The organism is Subtercola sp. Z020 (assembly GCF_002931235.1).
In the GTDB taxonomy this organism is placed as follows: Bacteria; Actinomycetota; Actinomycetes; order Actinomycetales; family Microbacteriaceae; genus Subtercola.
Map to the genome: position 1 here is coordinate 36,338 of NZ_PSTT01000070.1, position 19,751 is coordinate 56,088.

At 69.4% G+C, this 19,751-nt stretch carries 14 protein-coding genes; 7 read left to right on the forward strand and 7 right to left on the reverse strand.

The genetic code is table 11. The features are described from left to right. Positions 1-34: 34 nt before the first annotated feature. The 4 genes from C5B96_RS09090 to C5B96_RS09105 all read right to left on the reverse strand — a co-directional run bounded on the left by C5B96_RS09090 (position 35) and on the right by C5B96_RS09105 (position 6,175). Positions 35-1,507 carry a glycosyltransferase family 1 protein gene (locus C5B96_RS09090; protein WP_104245049.1) on the reverse strand — a complete coding sequence of 491 codons (1,473 nt, stop codon included), beginning with the start codon at positions 1,505-1,507 and terminating at the stop codon, positions 35-37. Between the two features lie 19 nt (positions 1,508-1,526). Beyond that, positions 1,527-2,144, reverse strand: a complete 618-nt coding sequence (locus C5B96_RS09095) for a GtrA family protein (RefSeq protein WP_104245050.1) — start codon at positions 2,142-2,144, stop codon at positions 1,527-1,529. A gap of 51 nt (positions 2,145-2,195) precedes the next feature. After that, complete coding sequence (locus C5B96_RS09100) at positions 2,196-3,938, reverse strand: DUF4012 domain-containing protein (protein ID WP_104245051.1); 1,743 nt, start codon at positions 3,936-3,938, stop codon at positions 2,196-2,198. 224 nt (positions 3,939-4,162) lie between these two features. Beyond that, complete coding sequence (locus C5B96_RS09105) at positions 4,163-6,175, reverse strand: glycosyltransferase (RefSeq protein WP_104245052.1); 2,013 nt, start codon at positions 6,173-6,175, stop codon at positions 4,163-4,165. A gap of 75 nt (positions 6,176-6,250) precedes the next feature. Between C5B96_RS09105 and C5B96_RS09110 the strand changes: the two genes are divergently transcribed. The 7 genes from C5B96_RS09110 to C5B96_RS09140 are packed head-to-tail and all read left to right on the forward strand — an operon-like array spanning position 6,251 to position 15,025. Then, on the forward strand, positions 6,251-7,237 hold the full coding sequence (locus C5B96_RS09110) for a GDP-mannose 4,6-dehydratase (RefSeq protein ID WP_104245053.1): 987 nt from the start codon (positions 6,251-6,253) through the stop codon (positions 7,235-7,237). Between the two features lie 4 nt (positions 7,238-7,241). Next, positions 7,242-8,222, forward strand: a complete 981-nt coding sequence (locus tag C5B96_RS09115) for a GDP-mannose 4,6-dehydratase (RefSeq protein WP_104245054.1) — start codon at positions 7,242-7,244, stop codon at positions 8,220-8,222. Continuing rightward, positions 8,219-9,388: a glycosyltransferase family 1 protein gene (locus tag C5B96_RS18020; RefSeq protein WP_104245055.1), complete on the forward strand. Its 1,170-nt coding sequence runs from the start codon at positions 8,219-8,221 to the stop codon at positions 9,386-9,388. The genes C5B96_RS09115 and C5B96_RS18020 overlap by 4 nt, the downstream gene beginning before the upstream one ends. Further along, positions 9,385-10,245 (forward strand): glycosyltransferase family 2 protein, encoded by an 861-nt coding sequence (locus tag C5B96_RS09125; protein ID WP_199176606.1) that lies wholly within the window; start codon positions 9,385-9,387, stop codon positions 10,243-10,245. The genes C5B96_RS18020 and C5B96_RS09125 overlap by 4 nt, the downstream gene beginning before the upstream one ends. Positions 10,246-10,286: 41 nt before the next feature. Beyond that, on the forward strand, positions 10,287-11,750 hold the full coding sequence (locus tag C5B96_RS09130; RefSeq protein ID WP_158507151.1) for a glycosyltransferase family 39 protein: 1,464 nt from the start codon (positions 10,287-10,289) through the stop codon (positions 11,748-11,750). A gap of 60 nt (positions 11,751-11,810) precedes the next feature. After that, on the forward strand, positions 11,811-13,568 hold the full coding sequence (locus C5B96_RS09135; protein WP_104245057.1) for a glycosyltransferase: 1,758 nt from the start codon (positions 11,811-11,813) through the stop codon (positions 13,566-13,568). Beyond that, the gene (locus C5B96_RS09140) at positions 13,565-15,025 is read left to right on the forward strand and encodes a glycosyltransferase family 1 protein (RefSeq protein ID WP_158507152.1); all 1,461 of its coding nucleotides are present in this window, start codon (positions 13,565-13,567) and stop codon (positions 15,023-15,025) included. Before C5B96_RS09135 ends, C5B96_RS09140 begins: the two co-directional genes overlap by 4 nt. Here C5B96_RS09140 and C5B96_RS09145 read toward each other — a convergent pair. Genes C5B96_RS09145 through C5B96_RS17590 form a run of 3 tightly spaced genes read right to left on the reverse strand, consistent with a single transcriptional unit; the run spans position 15,015 to position 19,727 of the window. Continuing rightward, positions 15,015-16,916 (reverse strand): DUF3488 domain-containing protein, encoded by a 1,902-nt coding sequence (locus C5B96_RS09145; RefSeq protein WP_104245059.1) that lies wholly within the window; start codon positions 16,914-16,916, stop codon positions 15,015-15,017. The genes C5B96_RS09140 and C5B96_RS09145 overlap by 11 nt on opposite strands. Position 16,917: 1 nt before the next feature. After that, positions 16,918-19,104, reverse strand: a complete 2,187-nt coding sequence (locus C5B96_RS09150; protein ID WP_104245060.1) for a carbohydrate binding domain-containing protein — start codon at positions 19,102-19,104, stop codon at positions 16,918-16,920. Further along, the gene (locus C5B96_RS17590; protein ID WP_104245061.1) at positions 19,101-19,727 is read right to left on the reverse strand and encodes a hypothetical protein; all 627 of its coding nucleotides are present in this window, start codon (positions 19,725-19,727) and stop codon (positions 19,101-19,103) included. Before C5B96_RS17590 ends, C5B96_RS09150 begins: the two co-directional genes overlap by 4 nt. Between the last annotated feature and the right edge of the window lie 24 nt (positions 19,728-19,751).

The window sequence follows — 19,751 nt, forward strand, 5'->3', positions numbered from 1 at the left end:
ATGTCGGGCGCATCCCACCGGTAAATACTACGGGTCAGCGACTGGGCGTTGACCCGGCGGGAATCGCGGCGGATGCCACGAACGTCGTCCAGAGTTCTTCAGCGTACTCGCTCCACCCGCGGGCGGGCAGGTCCGCAGCCTCCGCCACGAGGCGGGCGTGCAGGTCGTCGTCGAGCAGCAGCGAGCGGATGCCCCTGTACACGTCGTCGTCGTCGCGGGGGTCGACGAACACGGCGCCGCCGGTGGCCGCGATCTCCTTCATACTGCCGAAGTCGCTGGTCACCACGGGCGTGCCCGCCGAGAGGGATTCGCCCACCGGAAGACCGAAACCCTCGTTCAGCGAGGGGAAGACGGTGAGCCTGGCGAGGCGGTAGGCGCTCCAGAGCAGGGCATCCGAGATGGCGGAGATCGCACGCACCGGTCGGCCGTTCTTCTGCAGCCGCACGAGCACGTCTTTGAACTCCTCGCCGTGCCAGCCATTGCCGCCGATGAAGACGAGCTGGAACTCCTCGCCCTCCCGCCAGAGACGTTCGGCGGCGGCCAGCACGGCGAGATGGTTCTTGCGCGGTTCGTGGCTGCCGACGCAGACCACCAGGGGCGCGTCACCGCGCAGCAGCTCGGCCCGGGCGCGCTCGAAGTCGGCCGGCGACACGTCTTCGGCCACACTCGGAAGCAGCAGCGGCTCGATGTCGGGCCCGGCGATGCCGGCACCGCCGAGCATCCGTCGCCAGCCGCGGTATTCCGTCGCCGCCGCCCGGGAGATGGTCGAGACCCGGTCGAAGTGCGCGATGGCCGCGAGGTTCTTCGAGAAGGCGGCCGACATCCCTTCGCCGACGGTCTCCGAGGAGGTCAGCGGCACGCAGTCGAAGCCGATGACGGCAGTGTGGTTTCCCGAGAACTCGGCGAGGCACCGGATGCGCGCGGTGCGGTCGTTCTCGATCGCCAGCTCAGGCAGGATGTAGGTCGACCGGAACGGGATCGTCAGTACCGGGTGCTTCTCCCGGGGGATGGTCGGCATCGTTCCGTACAGAGCATTCTGTCGCTCGGCCGCGCTGAGCGTGCGAAGACCGAGGTACCGGGAGTCCCAGCCGAGCAGCTCGATGCTGTGGTGCTTCGACCATTCGACGATCGTCTCGCGGACGACGCGCTGGATGCCGGTGGCCAGCTCGGTGCGCGCCGTGTGGTGCACGTCGACCACGACGGCGTTCGTCACGATGCGGATGCCGATACCCCGGTGCGGAGCGAGACGACGGTCGGCGCGCACGGCCACGTCGGCCAGCGCGTGGCGCGTGCCCTCGAGCCGCGCGGCCCGTCGGAACAGCTCGAAGGGTTCGGGCTCCGGCAGCTCACCGCTCACGGCGGCGTGTGCGAGCCAGAGCAGGTCGGTCTGCGTTCCGACCGCGGGTGCGATCACGTCGAGGTAGCCCGCGACCCCGGTGATGGTCGGCTCGACTCCGAGCGTCTCTGCCAACACGTCGAGCCGGCCGAGCAGTGCGGTGAGGCTCATACGGAAGCTCCCTGCTGCATCACGAACGGCGCTTCTTCGCCTGGGCGTCTGCCGCCGCGAACGCGTCGTCTTCGAAGATGGCGGCGGCCCCTGCCTCCGCCTGCTCCTCGGCACCGACGACGGTTCCCGAACGGTGGTGGCCGAAGACCCAGTAGCGGTAGAGAAGGAAGCGGAAGAGGGTCGCGAGAGCGGTTCCGATGAACTGCCCGGAGATGTTGTCGGCGAGCAGAGAGGTGAAGCCGAGAACGTAGTGCGAGATCCAGAGGCAGAGCAGGTTGATCAGCAGGCCGGAGACGGCCACCACGGCGAACTCGAGGAGCTCGCGAACGTAGTTCTTGCGACGGTGCTCCCTGAACGTCCAGTAGCGGTTGCCGAACCAGGTCACGACGGTGGCCACGGCCACCGCGGCGACCTTCGCCCCGATCGGGCCGGAGAGCAGGTGCGCCTCACCGAGCCCGCCCACGCGCAACCCGTTGAAGACGGCGAAGTCCACGACGAAGCCGACGCCGCCCACGACGCCGAACTTCAGGGCGTAACGCAGCAGCTTGTCCCAGAAGGAGCGGATGAGCCGGGTCAGGCGACCTCCGGGAGCGACGGGCGGCGAGGCGGGTTCCGTCGACGAGGAGGGCTCAGACACAGACGCAGCCCTCACTTCTCTCTCGCAGGTCGTCGATCGGCTCTGCACATGTTACTTGCACCCGGGTGCATCGATCGCGGTCTGGGTGGCGTTGATCATCGGGGTGCCCTGCAGCGTCGGCGGGCCGTAGGTACCGGCAGCGCCCGTGTAGGTGAAGGTCACGGTGGTCGTCTCCCCCGGGGCGAGGTCGACGATGGCGCGGCCGACCGGGCGGCCGAGGTCCTCAGACGAGGGCCGTGCCGATCCTCCTACACTCGAATCGCCGACCTGCGTATTCGTGATCGTGGCGCCAACCGGGCCGTAGCCGTAGACCTCTGTGCTGAACTTTGCGCCGTGGAAGTTCTGACCGACCACGTAATCGGGCAGAGACTCCGCTTCATCGGTCGTGATCGTCGAGTGCAGAGTGACGGTCTGGGTGAAGGTCGGACTGTTCGGGTTGGCGCACACGTCTGTCTGCAACGCGACACCCGTCTCGAGGTAGTAGTCGGTCTTCGACACGGAGACGTCGCGGAAGAACGTACCAACCAGGGTCTGGGGCTCATTCGTGGTCGGCAGTACGCCTTCGAGCTTCGTGCCCTTCAAGAGGGCAGACTCGTCGGCATTGGCGCTCCACGCCATCAGGTTGCCGCTGTCGACGCTCTTCTGGATAGCCGTGAGCAGCTGCGCCGGATTTGCAGAGGTGGTCGTGACACCGGCGAAGATGCTCTTCGCCGCTTCAGCGAAGAACTCGTCGGTCTCTGCTCCGATCAAGCTCTTCGGGTAGCGGAGGTAGACGTCGTGCAGCAGCAGAGCGACGGCGTTGTCGGCCGTGATCACGTCTCCGGTGGCCTCGACCTTCACCGGGCCGGTGACCGCCAGAATGTCTGCGAGTGCAAGCGGATCGACGGAGATGACCCCGTCGACCGTTTCGCCACCCTTGTACTTGTCCCAGAACGCCTTGATCGTGAGGGCCGCCGTCGGAAAGTCGGGCCTGCTCGTCGACCAGTTGAGAGTCGAGGCGACGCCCTGGCCGTAGATGCCGAGCACATTCGCGTCGAGCGCGCGCGCCGGCCCGTCGTCGAGCGGAAAGTTCTGGCTCGACGCCTGGTCGGTGATGGCGAAGGACCCGTTGTCGACGGTCAGCATCGAGAGGGATGCGGGGCCGCCGCCGAGCCCGGTGGTCTCGGCGTTGTTGAGGAATGCGAGCAGGTAGTGGCGGGTGCCGTTCATGCCCACGATGCCCTCGACCGTCGTCAGCGTTCCGCGCACCTTGGCGATCTGCGCCTGTGCCTTGCCGAGCGCGGAGGTGAGGGTGGTCTTCGCCGAACCGATCTGGCCGACCGTGTCGGTGGTGTCGATGGCGGCGAGGCTCGCCGTCGTCGCGGTGATCGCGGCGTCAGCGTTCTGCAGGGTGGTGTCGCCGTTCCGCAGTATCTCCACGTTCAGCTTGCCGTCGACCGGCTTGATCGCGTCGGGGGTGAGCGTCTTCGAGAAGTCGACCACGGGAAGCAGCGCCTGGGTGCTGAGCTGGTCGAGCGTGTCGGTGAGCTGGCGCACCGCGGTGAGGTTCGGGCCGACCATCGGCACCTTCTCCGCGATCTTGAAGAGCGGATCGTTCGCGTGCTGGCGGGCATCACTGACGTCGGTGGCGAAGGAGTCGGCGGAGGCGGTGATGGCCGAGGTGTCGAGCGACGTGAAGTCGAGCGAGGTGAGGCTGGCCTGCAGCTCGGTGACGGTGCCCTGAGCGCGTTCGAGCGAATCCTTCGCCTGCACGGCCTGCCAGGCGACCCAGCCGACGACGCACGCGACGCCCACGATGATCGTGATCAGCGCGGCGAGAACGATGGCGACGACGCGGCGGCGGGTCGACCACTTCCGGCGGCGCCGGGTGCGGCGCTCACCCGGCGCGGAGGGCGCGAGAGATGCGTTGATGGGTCACTCCTGGTGCTCGGGCGGCGGGAAGGTCGTCGGGCCGGATCCGGGCGCAGTGCACCGGCTCCCCCCGCGAATGCACCACTGTAGCAACCCGAACCGGGGAATCAGCTTCGAGCGAGTCGGCGCCGCACGATCCTGAATGCGGCCCGGGTCGCGGGTCGCACACCCATCTCCCTCGAGCGTGCGATGAAGAATCTGCCGAGAGCACCGACCTTCCGAACCTGCGCGGCAGGCGAGTTCTCCCGGGCCAGCTGGGCCGCCCGCTCGGCGCGCACGGCCCCGTACCAGGAGGCGAGTGCCAGCTGCAGGGCGGCGGGCGAGGCGTCGGCGGGTGCGGCCCCGTCGGCGAAGGCGGGCGCGGCAGGGCGCGGTTCGGGGGCAGCGGCACGGGCATCCGGGACCGCTGGATCGGCCGCGAAGAGAGCCTGCACCGGCTCGACGAGCTGCTGCCACAGGTCGGCCGCGTAGTCGTTCCAGGTGCGGAACGACCGGGCCAGCGCCTCGGCCTTCAGGGTGTCGTAGAGGTCGGGATCGGTGAGCAGCCGCTCCATGGCGTTCGCGATGGCATCGTCGTCGCGCGGATCGACCGTGAGGCACCCGCCGCCCTCGGCCATCTCCTGCAGGCTGCCGTGGTTCGACGTCACGACCGGCACCCCGAGCGCGAGCGACTCGGCGACGGGCAGCCCGAACCCCTCGTGGAGCGACGGGAAGACGGTGAAGCGGGCCTCGCGGTACGACTCGAGCAGCACGGTGTCGCTCGCGTCGCGCAGAACCTCCACCGGCAGGCCGAGCTGCTCCACGGCGCGCAGCTCCCTGTCGAGCCGCGCGATGCCGACGGCCGTTCCGCCGCCGATGAACCGCAGGCGGAAGCGCACGCCGTCGGCCCACAGCCGGCCGGCGGCGAACACGATCGGGCTATGGTTCTTGCGCGGTTCCTGGCTGCCGACGACGAGCACGAGGGGCAGGTCGTCACCGGCGCCGCCGGCGACAGGAGAAGAAGAGACGACAGAAGAAGGGGCAGCAGGAGAAGGAGCACCGGATGCGGATGCGGAGGCTCCGGCGAGCGCGACGGCCCGCTCGGCTGCGGTCGGCGGGTTCATCGCGAGCGGAACGGCGACGACGCTCGGCCCGGCCACGCCCTGTGCGGAGACCGCGTCGACGAACCCGCTGTACTCGGTCTCCGCCGACCGGCTCACCCCGGCGACCCGGCTCGCGTTCTTCACCACCGTGAGGAACCGCGCGAAGCGTTCGATCTCCCCCGCGTCCTGGCTCTGTGCGCTGACGATCGGGATGGTGTCGTGCCCGACGATCGCGACCCGGTTGCCCGACAGGCCGGCCACGGCGGCGAGCGCCGCTGAGGTCTCGAGCTGCGACACCTCGATCTCCACGATCACCGAGCGCACCGGAACGAGGATCACCTCGCGCGCCCGCTTGTGGTCGGGGTTCGACATCGAGGCGTCGTGGCGGCGTGCCCGATCGGTGGCCGACAGGCCCGCATGGCCGGCCCAGTCGAGAACGCGGTCGATCTCGTGGCCGACGAGCCGCCGCATTCCGGTGCCGTGGTCGTTCCAGCAGGCGAGCGTGAGGGCGTGGTCGGGGTTCCAGCGCGACACCGTCTCCCGAAGCACCCGCTGCACGCCGGTGTTGTGGTCACTGCGACCGCTGAAGTTGGCGTCGATGACCACCGCGTCTGCCACGACGTCGATGACGGCATCCGGGGCCGTCGACCGGCGGATGATCGGCGCGAGCGCCCCGAGCAGGGCCGCCAGCACGGCGAAGGTGTCGGCCGGGTCGGTCAGCGACAGCGCCCGGCGCACGGAGGCGTGCTCGCTCTGCGTGGGGAAGGTCGCGGTAAAGCCGACGATGGCGAGCCAGACAGCCGCGTCGGCGTCGGCATCGTGCTCGATAAGAGAGGTACGCACGGCCGAGGCGATCGCCGACGCGAGTTCGCCGGCCGGATGGGTCCAGGTGGCGACACTGCCGGCGAGCAGATCGGCGAGACCCAGCTGGGGCGCGATCTGGCGCAGCCGTGCATCCAGAGCCGCCGTCTGGGCGCCGACGGGCACCGATCTGACGCTCTGCAGCGGCCTGCCTGCCTCGGGGTCTGGGTGCACCATGGAATACTAGTCGATGAGTCGGCGACGCTAACATGGGCTGTCGCAGAAGCCCCCGACCAGAACAACGAGGAAAATATGCCCCGCGCTCTCATCACCGGAATCACCGGCCAGGACGGCCTCTACCTCGGGGAACTGCTCCTGTCGAAGGGGTACGAGGTCTACGGCCTCATCCGCGGCCAGAACAACCCGAAGCGCGCTCTCGTCGAGGCGACCCTGCCGGGCGTCAAGATCCTGACGGGTGACCTCACCGACCTGTCGAGCCTGATCCGCGCCCTCGAGGCCTCGAAGCCCGACGAGTTCTACAACCTCGGCGCCATCTCGTTCGTCGCCTACTCGTGGGAGAACGCGAGCCTCACGACCGAGGTCACCGCGAAGGGTGTGCTGAACGCCCTCGAGGCCGTTCGCCTCTACTCGGGCGACGAGCCCCGCAAGGTGCGCTTCTACCAGGCGTCCTCCAGCGAGATGTTCGGCAAGGTGCAGCAGGTTCCGCAAGACGAAGACACGCTGCTCTGGCCACGTTCGCCCTACGGTGTCGCCAAGGTCTACGGCCACTACATGACCATCAACTACCGCGAGTCGTACGGCATGCACGCCTCCTCCGGCGTGCTCTTCAACCACGAGTCGCCCCGCCGCGGCCCCGAGTTCGTCACCCGCAAGGTCTCGCAGGCCGTCGCCCGCATCTCGCTCGGCCTGCAGGAGAACATCGTTCTCGGCAACCTCGACGCGCGCCGCGACTGGGGCTTCGCCGGCGACTACGTCGAGGCGATGTGGCTCATGCTGCAGCAGGAGGAGGCCGACGACTACGTCATCTCCACCGGCGAGACGCATTCCATCAAGGAGCTGCTCGAGAAGGCCTTCGCCGTGGTCGGCATCACCGACTGGGAGAAGTACGTCGTGCAGAACCCCGAGTTCATGCGCCCCGCAGAGGTCGACCTGCTCATCGGTTCGAGCGCCAAGGCCGAGTCGAAGCTGGGGTGGAAGCCGAAGGTCGGGTTCGAACAGCTGGTCACGATGATGGTCGAGAACGACGTGATCGAGCAGAAAGCCCTCGCGGGACTCTAGAACCGTGCCCACCCCTGCACCCGTCGCCCTCATCACCGGCATCTCCGGGCAGGACGGCTCGTACCTCGCCGAGTCGCTGCTCGCCGACGGCTACGAGGTGCACGGCCTGGTTCGGAACACGACGGAGGAGAACCTCCGCTCGCTCGGCACCCCGGAGCGGTTGATGCTGCACAGCGTCGACCTGCTGGCTCCGGATGCCCTGGAGCAGGTCGTTCGCGAGGTGAAGCCCGACGAGCTGTACTCCCTCGCCGCGATCTCGTCGGTCGCCGCGTCGTGGAACGACCCGGTGCAGACGGGGGCGGTCAACGGGCAGGTCGTCGTGCGGCTGCTCGACGCCGCCCACCGCCTGCAGGAGGAGCACGGGCATCCCGTTCGCCTGGTGCACGCGTCGAGCGCCGAGATCTTCGGGCAGGTCGCCGAGACCCCGCAGGTCGAGACCACCGCGATCAGGCCGTCGTCGCCCTACGGGGCCTCGAAGGCCTATGCGCACCTGTCGGTGGGCGTCTTCCGCGGTCGTGGGCTGCACGCCTCGAACACCATCCTCTACAACCACGAGTCGCCGCGGCGCCCCGAGGCGTTCGTCACCCGCAAGATCACCGCGGGCGTCGCACGCATCAGCGCCGGCCTGCAGGAGGGCCTCGAGCTCGGCAACCTCGACGCCCGCCGCGACTGGGGCTGGGCACCCGACTATGTGAACGCGATGCGCCTCGCCGCTTCGGCGCCCGAGGCCGGCGACTTCATCGTCGCGACCGGCATCTCGCACACCATCGGCGACTTCCTCGACGCGGCTTTCGGCCGTGTCGGCATCGACGACTGGTCGTCTCTGGTCAGCGTGAACCCCGCCTTCGTTCGACCAGTGGACCCGGCCGAACAGCTCGGCGACGCCACGAAGGCGCGCACCGAGCTCGGCTGGCAGCCGACGGTCGACTTCGAGACGCTCGTCGCACGGATGGTGGAGCACGACCTCGAGCTGCTCGCCCGATGAGCCCGGAGCACCTCCGCGTGCTCTTCGACGCGACGGCCATTCCCGCCGACCGTGGCGGAGTGGGCCGGTACGTCGAGAACGTGGTGGTCGAGCTGGTGCGTTCCGGCGTGCCGCTCGCCGTGGTGTGCCAGCCCCGCGACCGGGCGGTGTTCGAGGCGGCGGGGGTCACCCGGGTGCTCGAGATCGCCCCGTGGGGAGGCCGGGCATCCGGTCGCCTCGTCTGGGAGCAACTCGTGCTGCCCGGCCTCGCCCGGCGCGCGGGCGCCGCGGTCATCCACTCGCCGCACTACACCTTTCCCCTGTTCACGCGCCGTCGACGGGTGGTGACGGTGCACGACCTCACCTTCTTCAGCGCGCCCGAACTGCACGGGCGGGTCAAGCGCGTCTTCTTCCGCACGTGGATCCGGGCCGCGAAGCTCTTCGGCGTGACCGTCGTCACCCCGAGCCGCACGACGGCCGACGAATACCTGCGGGTGACGCACGCCGACCCTGCGCAGGTCGTCGCGGCGCCGCTCGGCTACGACACCGAGATCTTCCATCCGCCGACGCCCGCGGAGATCGAGCGGTTCGCCGACGGCCTCGATCCCCGGCCGGCGGCCGGCTGGATCGCCTTCCTGGGCACGGTGGAGCCACGCAAGAACGTGACCGCGCTGGTCGAGGGCTACGTCGAGGCGATGCGGGCGAGGCCCCTCGGTGCACGCCCGGCCCTGCTGCTCGCGGGCGGCAGCGGGTGGGATGCGAGTGCTCCCGTCGCCGTCGCCCGCGCCATCGCGGCGGGCTTCGACGTGCGAATGCTCGGCTACCTGCCGCTCGATGAGCTCCGATCGCTTCTCGGCGGTTCGGTGCTCACCGCCTACCCGAGCCTCGGCGAGGGGTTCGGGCTGCCGGTGCTCGAGGCGATGGCGTGCGGATCGTGCGTGCTCACCACCCGGCGCCTCTCACTGCCCGAGGTCGGCGGCGACGCCGTCAGCTACACCGACATCGACTCGGCTAGCATTGCCGAGGCTCTGAGCGCGCTGGTCGACGACCCGTCGGAGCGTGCGCGGCTCGGCTCCGCCGGCCGGCAGCGCGCGGCGCAGTTCACCTGGGCGGCCTGCGCCGCCCGGCACAGAGAAGCGTACGAACTCGCCCTGGCGGGCAGCGGCCCGAAGAGAGGAACACTGTGAGCAGCACGACGACGCTGGTGGTGGTGAGCTACTTCTCGCGCCACGATGTGGTCGCCTGCCTGTCTTCTGTGCCGGCCGCGAGCATCCAGAACCCGCCGGTGCTCGTCGTGAACAACGCGCCGACGGATGATCTGCAGCCCGTGCTCGAGCCCTTCCCCACGGCAACCCTCCTCGACCCGGGCGCGAACCTCGGCTACGGCCGTGCCGTGAACTACGCCGTGTCGCAGCTCGACCCGGCCACCGAGTGGATTCTCGTCACCAACCCCGACGTGGAGTTCGGGCCCGGCAGCATCGACGAGCTGCTCGCGGTCGCGACCTCCGACGAGCGCATCGGTGTCGTCGGCCCGCGCATCACGAACGACGACGGCACCATCTACCCCTCTGCCCGCGACCTGCCCTCCCTGACCGTGGGAGCGGGCCACGCGGTGCTGCACCGGGTGTGGCCGGAGAACCCCTGGTCGAAGCGCTACCTGAAAGCCGACCGATCGAAGACGCCGGGCTCGGAACCGCTGCAGTCCGGCTGGCTCTCCGGCGCCTGCCTGCTGGTGAGGCGAAGCGCCTTCGAACAGATCGGTGGCTTCGACGACCGTTTCTTCATGTACTTCGAAGACGTCGACCTCGGCGAGCGCCTCGGCCTCGCCGGCTGGAAGGTGCTCTACGTGCCGAGCGCGAGCGTGCACCACGCGGGCGGAACCTCCACGCGTGACCACTCCGCCGCGATGCTGCAGGCGCACCACCACAGCGCCTATCTCTATCTCGCGAAGCGGTACCACCGGTGGTACCAGCTGCCGGTGCGGGTCGCCGTGCGGGCGGGCCTGGCCGCACGGGCCGCCGCGAGTTCGCTGAGGTCGTCATGAACGGGAGCGCTGTGGACGGGAGCACTGTGGACGGGAGCACTGTGAACGAACGCACCGGGAGCGGGCGCATCTTGTCGATCGCCTTCTGGGCGTTGCTCGCCGCGGGCGTCGTGCTGCGTGTGCTGCTGCTGTTCACCCCCGCCTTCTACGTCGACTCCGACAACGCGATCGTCTACCTGGTGGCGAAGCACATCTCCGAGGGCGACGTCACCTTCTTCTTCTGGGGCCAGACCTACGGCGGAACGCTGCTGCAGCTCGTCGCGGGCGGCGCCATGGTGCTCTTCGGCGAACACATCGAGGTGCTCTCGATCGTCTCCACCCTGTTCTTCGTCGGCGGGGTTCTCGTGCTGCGTTACATCGCCACGAAGGCGTTCAGCCGGGTGGTCGGGGATGTCGCGGCCATCCTGTACTGGTTCTCAGGGTTCTACACGCTGCGCATCTCGATCAGCGAGCCCGGCTTCTACGGGCCGAGTCTGTTCCTCGGCCTCGGCGCGACGGCGCTCGCCCTCCGCGATTCGCCGCGGCGACCGCTGCTGCAGTGGGCGCTCGTCGGGCTGGCCGCGGGGCTCGCGTTCTGGCAGTCGCCGATGGGCGCGGCCCTCGCCATTCCCGGGGTGCTGATTCTGCTGGTGCGGAGCCGCCGGCAGTGGTACCGCGTCTTCGTGGGCATCGCGGCGGCTGTCGTCGGCGCCCTCCCCTGGATCATCGTCTTCCTCTCAGCCACCGACGCCCTCGCGCCGAAGAATGACGGGTCGCGGCCCGGCCTCCGGAGCTTCGGCACTCTCTTCACCAGCACGATGCCGAGCATCTTCAGCGTGAGCAGCAGAACGGCCTCGCTGGCGATCGCGGTGGTCTGCGTCGCGCTCCTGGTACTCCTGGCCGTGCTCGCTGTGCTCCGGCGGAGCGTGTGGATCGCGGCGCTGCTCGGCGGAACGGTCATCGCGACCGTCACCGTCGTGGTGGGCGCGGGCACCTCGCTCGGTCCGAGCGACTACCGCTACACCGTCTTCGTGCTCCCCTCGCTCGCCGTGGCCGTGGCGTGGCTGGTCACGCGCATCCGGTACCGGGTGGCAGCCGGGATCACGGCCATGGTGCTCGCCGCTGTTCTGACCGTCGTCCAGGTCGAGGGGCTGTTCCCGAACCTCTCGTTCGGAACGCAGAGCCGGTACATCGTCGGCGACATCCGATCGCTCGGGAGCCATCTCGAAGACCGTGACGTCGACGCTGTCTACGCCGACTACTGGGTCGCGTACTCCCTGACGGCGGCGACCGACGAACGGGTGACCGCGGCCGGGCTCACCAACGACAGGTACCCGCCGTACCAGGACCGGGCGCGACAGGCCGCGGTGCACACGGTCGTCGTGCTCGAGAACAACGACAACGACAAGCATCTGCAAGTCGCGAGCGACCTACCACCTCACACGCGAGAGGTAACGAGCGGATACGCCATCTACACGTTCCCTTCCTCGTTCGATGTGTCGACGTACCCCTGGTCGCTGTACTGAAGCCGCGCGCCGCAGCGCGTCCAGTGACAGCCCGAAGCGCTGTAATAGGATGACTGCGACATGCGCACCACAGACCAGGCCAGTGCCCCTTCTCCCTCCGTTCTCAGCGGTGCCCACTACCTCGCCTCTCCCCAGGTCGATGCCTGGATCGCGGGGCTGCACTCGGCGGGCGAGCCCGACGGGCCCACGGCGCAGGAGCTGCAGTCGAGCTTCAGCTGGCGGGTGACCCGGCCCATCCGTGCCGTTCGTGCGCGGGAGCGGGTGGCGCTGCTGAAGCAGCGCCGGCTGCGCTTTCCGCCGCAGCCCCGCACCCGCTCCGACGGAGACCGGGCGCGCGTCGCCCTCGAACAGCGTGTGCGGGCCGTCGCCCCCGCGCTGCTCCCCTCGGTCGGCACGGCGGAGCTGGCGGCCCTGCCCCTCGAACGACTGCTGAGCGAACTGGTGCAGCAGGTGCAGTCCTCCGGGGCCAAGGCAGAGCTCTGGTTGCTGGTCATCGCGGTCAGCGGCTGCTTCCCCGACCAGCAGATGCTCTTCGGCCTCGCCCGCGACATGGTCGGCGTCACGGGCGCCTCGGCCGCGCAGCGCATCCTCAACCACAGTGCCGTGTGGACGATCCGGTACCACGCGCAGCTCCGCACGCTGCGGCTGGTGACCGACGTGCCGGTGGTCTTCACCGACCAGACCGCGAAGTTCGGCTTCAACTCCGGCATCCAGCGGGTGACCCGGCAGACCGTGTCGCGCTGGGCGGGCCGTGAGGAGTTCCAGCTCGCGGCGCTCACCGACGACGGAGCGGGCCTCCGCACGCTCTCTCTCGAAGAGCAGGGGCGCGTTCTCGACTGGCAGGGCGACGACGACCGCGACCGCGATCGCGACGACAGAGCCGAGCCCGACGAGTCCGACGCCGAACTGGTCGTGCCGTGGCAGACGACGTTCTTCATCCCCGAGGTTCCGGTCGGCCGTGGAACGGATGCCCTGGCCGCACTCACGCGGTTCTCGCGCAACCGCACCGTGGCCATCGGCTACGACACCATCCCCGTCTCGAGCGGGCACCTCGTGCACCGGGGTCTCAGTGGGCTCTTCGTCTCGTACCTGTCGACCATCAAGTACATCGACGAGATCGTCGCCATCTCGAACTCGACCGCCTCGGAGTTCGTCGGCTTCAGCGAAGCACTCGCCACCCAGGGCCTCCCCGGCTTCGACGTGACCACCGTGCACCTGCCGATCGAACACATCCCCGCCGACGACGGTGAACCCCCCGTCGAGCCGTCACTGCCTGTCGTGCTCTCGGTCGGCAGCAACGAGCCCCGCAAGAACCAGCTCGCCGTCATCTTCGCGAGCGAGATCCTCTGGCGGGAGGGGCTGGAGTTCTCCCTCGTGCTGCTCGGCGGCCGGGGAGACAAGCTCTACACCGACATCCCCGACGCCGTCGCGGCGCTCCGCGACCAGGGCCGGCAGATCGAACTCCGTCGAGACGTCGACGAGCACGCGCTCGCCGCCGCCTACCGCCGCGCCCGGTTCAGTGTCTTCATCTCCCTGCAGGAGGGCTACGGCCTGCCCATCGCCGAGTCGCTCGCCGTCGGCACCCCCGCCCTGGCAACGTCGTACGGAAGCACCGCCGAGATCGCGGCCGGCGGCGGCTGCGTGACGGCAGACCCGCGTGACGACCGTTCGGTGGCCGACGGCATGCGCGCCCTCCTCACCGACGACGCCCTGCTCGACCGGCTGAAAGCCGAGATCGAGTCCCGTGACGACAGTACATGGGAGGCCTACTCCGACTCGCTCTGGAGCATCGTCTCCCCGGCAGGAGCCCGCTCGTGAAACTCACCGAACCCTCCTCCCTGCAGCCGCTGCTGGGCGCCCTCGGCGCCTCCGTTCCCGACGGTGCTGGCGCCGGAGAGCTGGAGAGCCAACTCGCCGGCATCCTGCAGTCGGCCATCGACGACGGCGGCCGCTGGTCCGACCTCTGGCTCATCTGGAGCACTCTGAGAGGCGAACTGCCCACCGAGGAGGAGGTCGTCACCTTCCAGCGCGACGCCACCCTGAACGGAGCGTCAGCAGCGATCCGCGGGCTCGGCGCCCGTGCCGACGCCAGCATCTTCGGGCTCAGTTCCGAGGTCGAGATCGTGACCGATGCTGTCGTGATCGACGTGCACAACACCAGCAGCACCCGGGTCATGTCGGGCATCCAGCGGGTCGTCCGCGAGACCGTCGGGCTGTGGGCTGCCGACCACGAGGTCGTGCTCGTCGCGTGGACCGAGAGCCGCAAGGGCCTCCGCCGGCTCACCCCCCGCGAAGAGGCACGGATGCGCGGCGGCGACGAAGACGCTGTCGAGTCGCTCGCCCCGGCGCGCGAGCGGGTCGTCATTCCGAACGGCGGCCTGGTGATCGTTCCCGAGCTCTCTGCAGACTCCGAGCGCGCCGAACGTTTTCTCGCGCTCGGCGAGTTCGCGGGGTCGAAGCTGGCGTTCATCGGCTACGACTGCGTTCCGCTGACCTCGGGCGAGACCGCGGCGGGGCCGATGGCCGCGCACTTCCCGCTCTATCTCGACGCGGTCGCCTACTCCGACAAGGTCGCGGCCATCTCGCGGTCGACGGCCGACGAGTTCATCGCCTGGAAGAAGATGCTGCCCTCATCGGGGCGTGTCGGTCCCGACGTTCGCACCGTGTTCCTCGGTGGCGACTCCGCGGCGCCCTCCGACGTCGACCTCGCGGCCGTCGCGGCAGAGCTCGAGCTCGGCGACCTGCCCGTCGTGCTCGTCGTCGGCAGCCACGAGCCCCGCAAGAACCACCTCTCCGTGCTGCAGGCCGCCCGGGTGCTCTGGAGCGAGGGAGCCGAGTTCCGGCTGCTGATGATCGGCGCGGGCTCGTGGAACAGCGCCCCGTTCGACCAGCTGAGCCAGCACCTGCAAGACGAGGGCTGGCCGCTCACCGTTCTCTCCGGTGCGTCCGATGCCACACTCGGAGCAAGCTACCGGCTCGCCACCGTGTCGATCTTCACCTCGTTCCACGAGGGTTTCGGGCTGCCGATCGTGGAGTCCCTGCGGGCGGGCACGCCGGTCATCGCCTCCGACCTCGGCAGCATGGCCGAGATCGCGGCGCACTACGGCGGCGTGATCGGTGTCGACCCGCACTCCGACGAAGCGCTCGAGTCCGCCCTCCGCAGCGTGCTCTCCGACCCGGCCGTTCTCGCGCAGAAGAAGCGCGACCTGGCCGGCAACGACTACCGCTCGTGGGAGTCGTACGCCGACGAGACCTGGCAGTACTTCACGGCGTGAAGGCCCACAGGGTGACCGTGGCGTCGCCGGTCGCTGTCGGGTAGCTGCGGGAGTCGACGAAGGAGAGTTCGTCGGCGTAGTACGTGCCCCAGTCGAACGGGGTGCAGGAGCTGTCGGTGATGACCCACTTCACGTCGGCGGCGGCGGCATCCGAGGCGATCTGGAAACCGTTCTTGCGGTCGTGGTTGACCGCCCTGACCTCTGCGTAGTCGGTCGGCCACGCCATGCCCTCGTTGAAAGTGGCGACCGGGGCGCCGTCGGAGACGATCTTCAGGCCCTCGACGTCGATGCAGGCATCCGGGTTGATGAGGCCGGCACCGGTCTTCGGCACTTCGAGGCCGAGCTGGCCGATGGCCTGGTAGCGCGGGGTGTTGTAGTCGATGAACGTGTGCAGCCCGGCGAGATTGCGGAAGGTGTGGAAGTCGATCGCCGACACGCCGGCCGCCACCACGCAGACCGCCACGACGACGAGGGCTGCGACGACCGAGACGACCGAGCGCCGCGCCGGGCCGGCGGGGGCGGTGGCAGCGGTGGCGGGGCCGGTGGCGGTGGCGACTGCCCGCCTCCGCCTGGCGAGGTACGACACCGCGACCATCGTCGCGACGGGCACCGTCACGAAGGAGACCAGGCAGAACGTGTCGAGCCAGAACCGGTACGGCTCCTGGTTCGCGCCCCAGATGTCGTTCGTCGACGTCAGCGCCCAGGCGGCGATGGCGGCCAGCGGGAACGAGACCCAGAGGGCGTTGCGACGATGGATGCCCGCCAGCAGAATTCCGAGCAGCGGCAGCAGAACAGCCCCTGCCCCGAGGATGCCGCGCCCGTCGACACCCAGATCGACCGATGAGGCGACCCGGTAGCTGAGGAAAGGGTCTTTCGAGACGATGCCGAGCATGGTCGCGATGATCTGCGGGGAGGCGGTGGCCGCGAGCGCCAGGAGCGGCAGCAGCGCGCCCAGGCGGAACCGCAGAACGAGCACCACGAGCGCGGGCAGAGCCGGAACGGCCCCGAACGCGAGCGTGGCCAGCGGCCCGAGTGTCGAGGCGATCGTCGGCCCGACGGCGAACACCAGCACGATGAGCGCGAGGGAGACCGCCACCAGAACGGCTCTCCGCCGGGGCAGGAGGAGGCGCGAGCAGAGCACGAAGGCCGCCACGGCGAAGAGCGCGAGGTAGGCGCTGGCGAGAAAGCCGTAGGTCTGCACGTTCGCCGTGAGCCCCACCAGGGCTGCAGCCAGGGCGTAGAAGGCCACGCTCGCGCCACGCCGTCGAACCCGGAGGAAGGTGACCAGCGCCACCAGGATGCCGCTGGCGCCGAGCGAGAGCGCCACCGTCTCACCGTTCAGCGTGTAGAACACCCCGAACGGCCCCCAGAGCACAGCGTGCGACGCCATGTTCGTGTACCAGCCGCCGGCGGAGATCGCATTGGCGAACGTACCGAGAACGAACGGAACCGGGGCGAGCACGGGCAACCACCAGCGCCGGCTGACGAGGTAGATCGCCGTCGCGATGGCGGCGATGAGCACCGCCTGCACGAGGAACCCGCCGATCGACCACGCCTGCAGCGGGTTCAAGCCGACCAGGCGGGCCACCGTGCCGATGACGTTGTAGTAGAGGTGCGGGTAGGTGTTGGTGCCGGTGTTGGTGAACGGCTCGACGTCGGCGAGGCGGCCGTCTGCCGCATTCGTGACCATCGACATGTACGAGAGCTGGTCGCCCGGGAAGTAGTTGCGAAAGGAGCTCCAGGCGAAGTCGGCCTGCGCGAACAGGTACGACCACTGCAGCCAGATGTGCAGGCCCACCGCGGCGAGAACGGCGAGTGCGGCGGCGCCACGGCGGAGGGCGGGGCGACTCGAGACGATGCCGCGGGGAAGGGCGGGGAGATGGATGCTCATGTCAGTACAGCTGCGCCCCGTCGACCCACAGGGTGTTGCCTGTGGTGTTCTCGTAGATCTCGAACCGCAGGCTGGAGTGCTCCTGCGCCAACGGAAGCGTGGCGACCACACGGGTCCAGCCGCCCCGCACGGTGAACGGTGTCGTGTTCACCTCGACGGTGCCGCCGAGACCCCACACCGCGAGCGTGCCGCTGAAGGTCTTCGTCGGATCGGCCGACCGCAGCCACACCTCCGCCGTGTAGCTGTCGCCGACGATGGTCTGGCGCCGAACATCCTGGCTCAGCGAACTGCCGACCGTGCCGGTGTTGGTGGCGAGGAAGTACGACCCGTTCTGCGGTGTCACCCCCGAACCCGCCGCGCTGTAGACGGCGGTGTTGATCGAGCCGTTGCCGGTGCCCCAGCCCGAGAACGAGCCGGATTCGAACGAACCGGCGGTCAGGATGTTGCGGCTGAGCGACCCGTCGTCGAGGTAGAGCGTGTTGTCGGTCGAGAGCAGGTAGACCTCGGGCTTGAGGGAGCTGATCGAGCCCGAACTCACATCGGTGGTCACTGAGACCCGCGTCCACGAGCCCGAGGCCGTGAAGTCGGCCGACGACACGACGGGCGAAGCGCCACCGAGCCCCCAGAGCGCGAGCCGCCCGGAGAAGGGCCGGTCGGGGAAGGCCGAGCGCACCCAGATCGAGAACGTGAACCTGCCGCTCGACGACGCGGGCACCGACACCTGCTGGGCGAGGGAGCGGCCCGGTGTCGTGGTGTTGGTCGCGCCGAACCACGACCCGGAATGGCTGGCCGCCGGGTCGTTGTAGATGGCCTGGTTCAGCTGGCCGTTGCCCGGCACCCAGCCGCCCAGGGTGTTCTCGAACCCCGGGGTCGAGAGCAGTTCCTTCAGGGGCGGCGCCTGGCCGAAGGTGAGGGTGGCGTTGTCGAAGTACAGCGTCGTCGACGTCGTGTCCATGTAGACCTCGAGGCGCACGGTCTGGTGGGCCGACTGCCGCACCGGCAACTTCACCGTCACCTTCTGCCACGTGTTCGTCACCGAGTAGGCCGTCGACCCGCCCTCCGTCTGCCCGCCGAGGCCCCAGAGCGCCACCCGGCCGGTGGCCGCTGCGCTGGTCGCCGACCGGAGCCAGATCGACGCCGAGGCCTGGCCGCCGACCGAGACGGTTCGCGTCACGTCCTGCGCGATCGAGCGCCCGGGCACGGCGGTGTTCGACGCGAAGAACCACGAGCCGTTCTGCGCGATGGAGGGGTCGCGGTAGCTGGCCTGGTTGACCGTGCCGTTGCCGGCTCCCCAGCCCGCAGACCCGCCCTCGAAGGAGGGAGAGCGCAGCCCGCCGCCGGTCGGGTCGCCGAACCAGTTGCTGAAGTACACCCAGAAGTTGCGATTGCCGTAGGCCGAGCATCCATCGCCCACACCACCGAGGTTCGCGAGAGCCGCAGCGTTCGGCTGGTAGGGCGTGTAGATGTAGAGGTTCGCCGTCGCCTGGTTCTGGATGAACACGGGTGACGAACCGCACGAGGCGTTGGGGTTGTAGAGGATGTTGTTGACCCGGCCCGGCTGGTAGCTCCACGAGGTGCTGTTCTTGGTGTAACGCTGGAACTGGCTGGCTGCCGAGTAGACCTGGTTGAAGAAGCCGTAGTAGGTCGAGTCGCAGGCCGCCGTGTCCGGGCATCCGAAGCCGAGGGCCGAGCGGTACTGGCCGGCCGTCGTGGAGCGGGCGTCGACGAGGCCCTGCTCCTTCTGCAGCATGACGAGCAGCACCTGCGGGTTGATGTCGCACGCCACCCCGACCCGCGCGATGATCTGCGCCGCCGTCTCGCCGCTTCGGCCGGTGTACGCCGAGCAATAGGCGGTGGCCGCCCGCGAGGCGGTGGTCGCCGTGAAGTCCTTGAGGCAGGGCGACCCACCGGCGCCGCTGCAGTTCGACCCGTGGTCGGTCAGAAAGCTCTGCACCGCACTCTCGCTGAGCGTGGTCGAGTCGAAGAAGGTGGCGTCGCTGATGATGTTGCCGGGATCGAACGACGAGCCGCTGAGCGCCTCGGCAGACGGGGGCTGGATGCTCTGGCCGACGGCTGTCAGCCCGGCGGTGACGACGACCACTGCCGCGACCGAGGCGAGCAGACGGCCGAGGCGACCCGGGCGGCCGAGGAGGCGCGGGCGGGCTCCGGTGTTTCGCATGGCGCTCATGGAACGTCGACCTCCGAGCCGATCGAGGATCCGGCGGACTCAGCCGACGAGTACGAGACGGTGACGGTGTAGCTGCCCGAGACGAGCTCGGGCGAGAGGAGCGAGTTCGAGCCGCACTCGGTGGTGGTCGCTGAGGGGCTCGCCGGGAACTGCGCGGAGACGGTCGCGGGGCCCGTCGCGGTGATCGTGCAGATGCCGTCGCTCTCGACGACGCCCGGGATCGAGGCGCTCACCGAGATGCCGCCGGCCTGCACATCCCAGCCGGCGTAGGAGATGAAGGGGGTCACTCCCGCGATCGGCGGCACGGTGGGCTCGGGCGTCGGTGTCGGCGTGGGCGTGCTGGTCGGTGCGGGGGTCGGCGTCGCCGTCGGCGGTGGCGTCGGCGTGCCAGGAGCGGTGGGCGAGGCCGTCGCCGTTCTGGTCGGCGTCGGCGTGATGGCACCCGTGGTCGTGGGGCTCGCCGTCACGGGTGCCGAGGCGCCGGAGGAGCCGGCGATCAGCCACCAGGCCGCTCCGCCGAGCGCCGCCAGCACGACGACGGCGACAATGAGCCAGATCCACCATCTCGAGCGTCGTTCTGTCTGGTCGATGACGGTCGGCCCTTCTCGTTTCGCGCCTCGCAAGGGGGTGTCTCCTTCGGCGTGTGG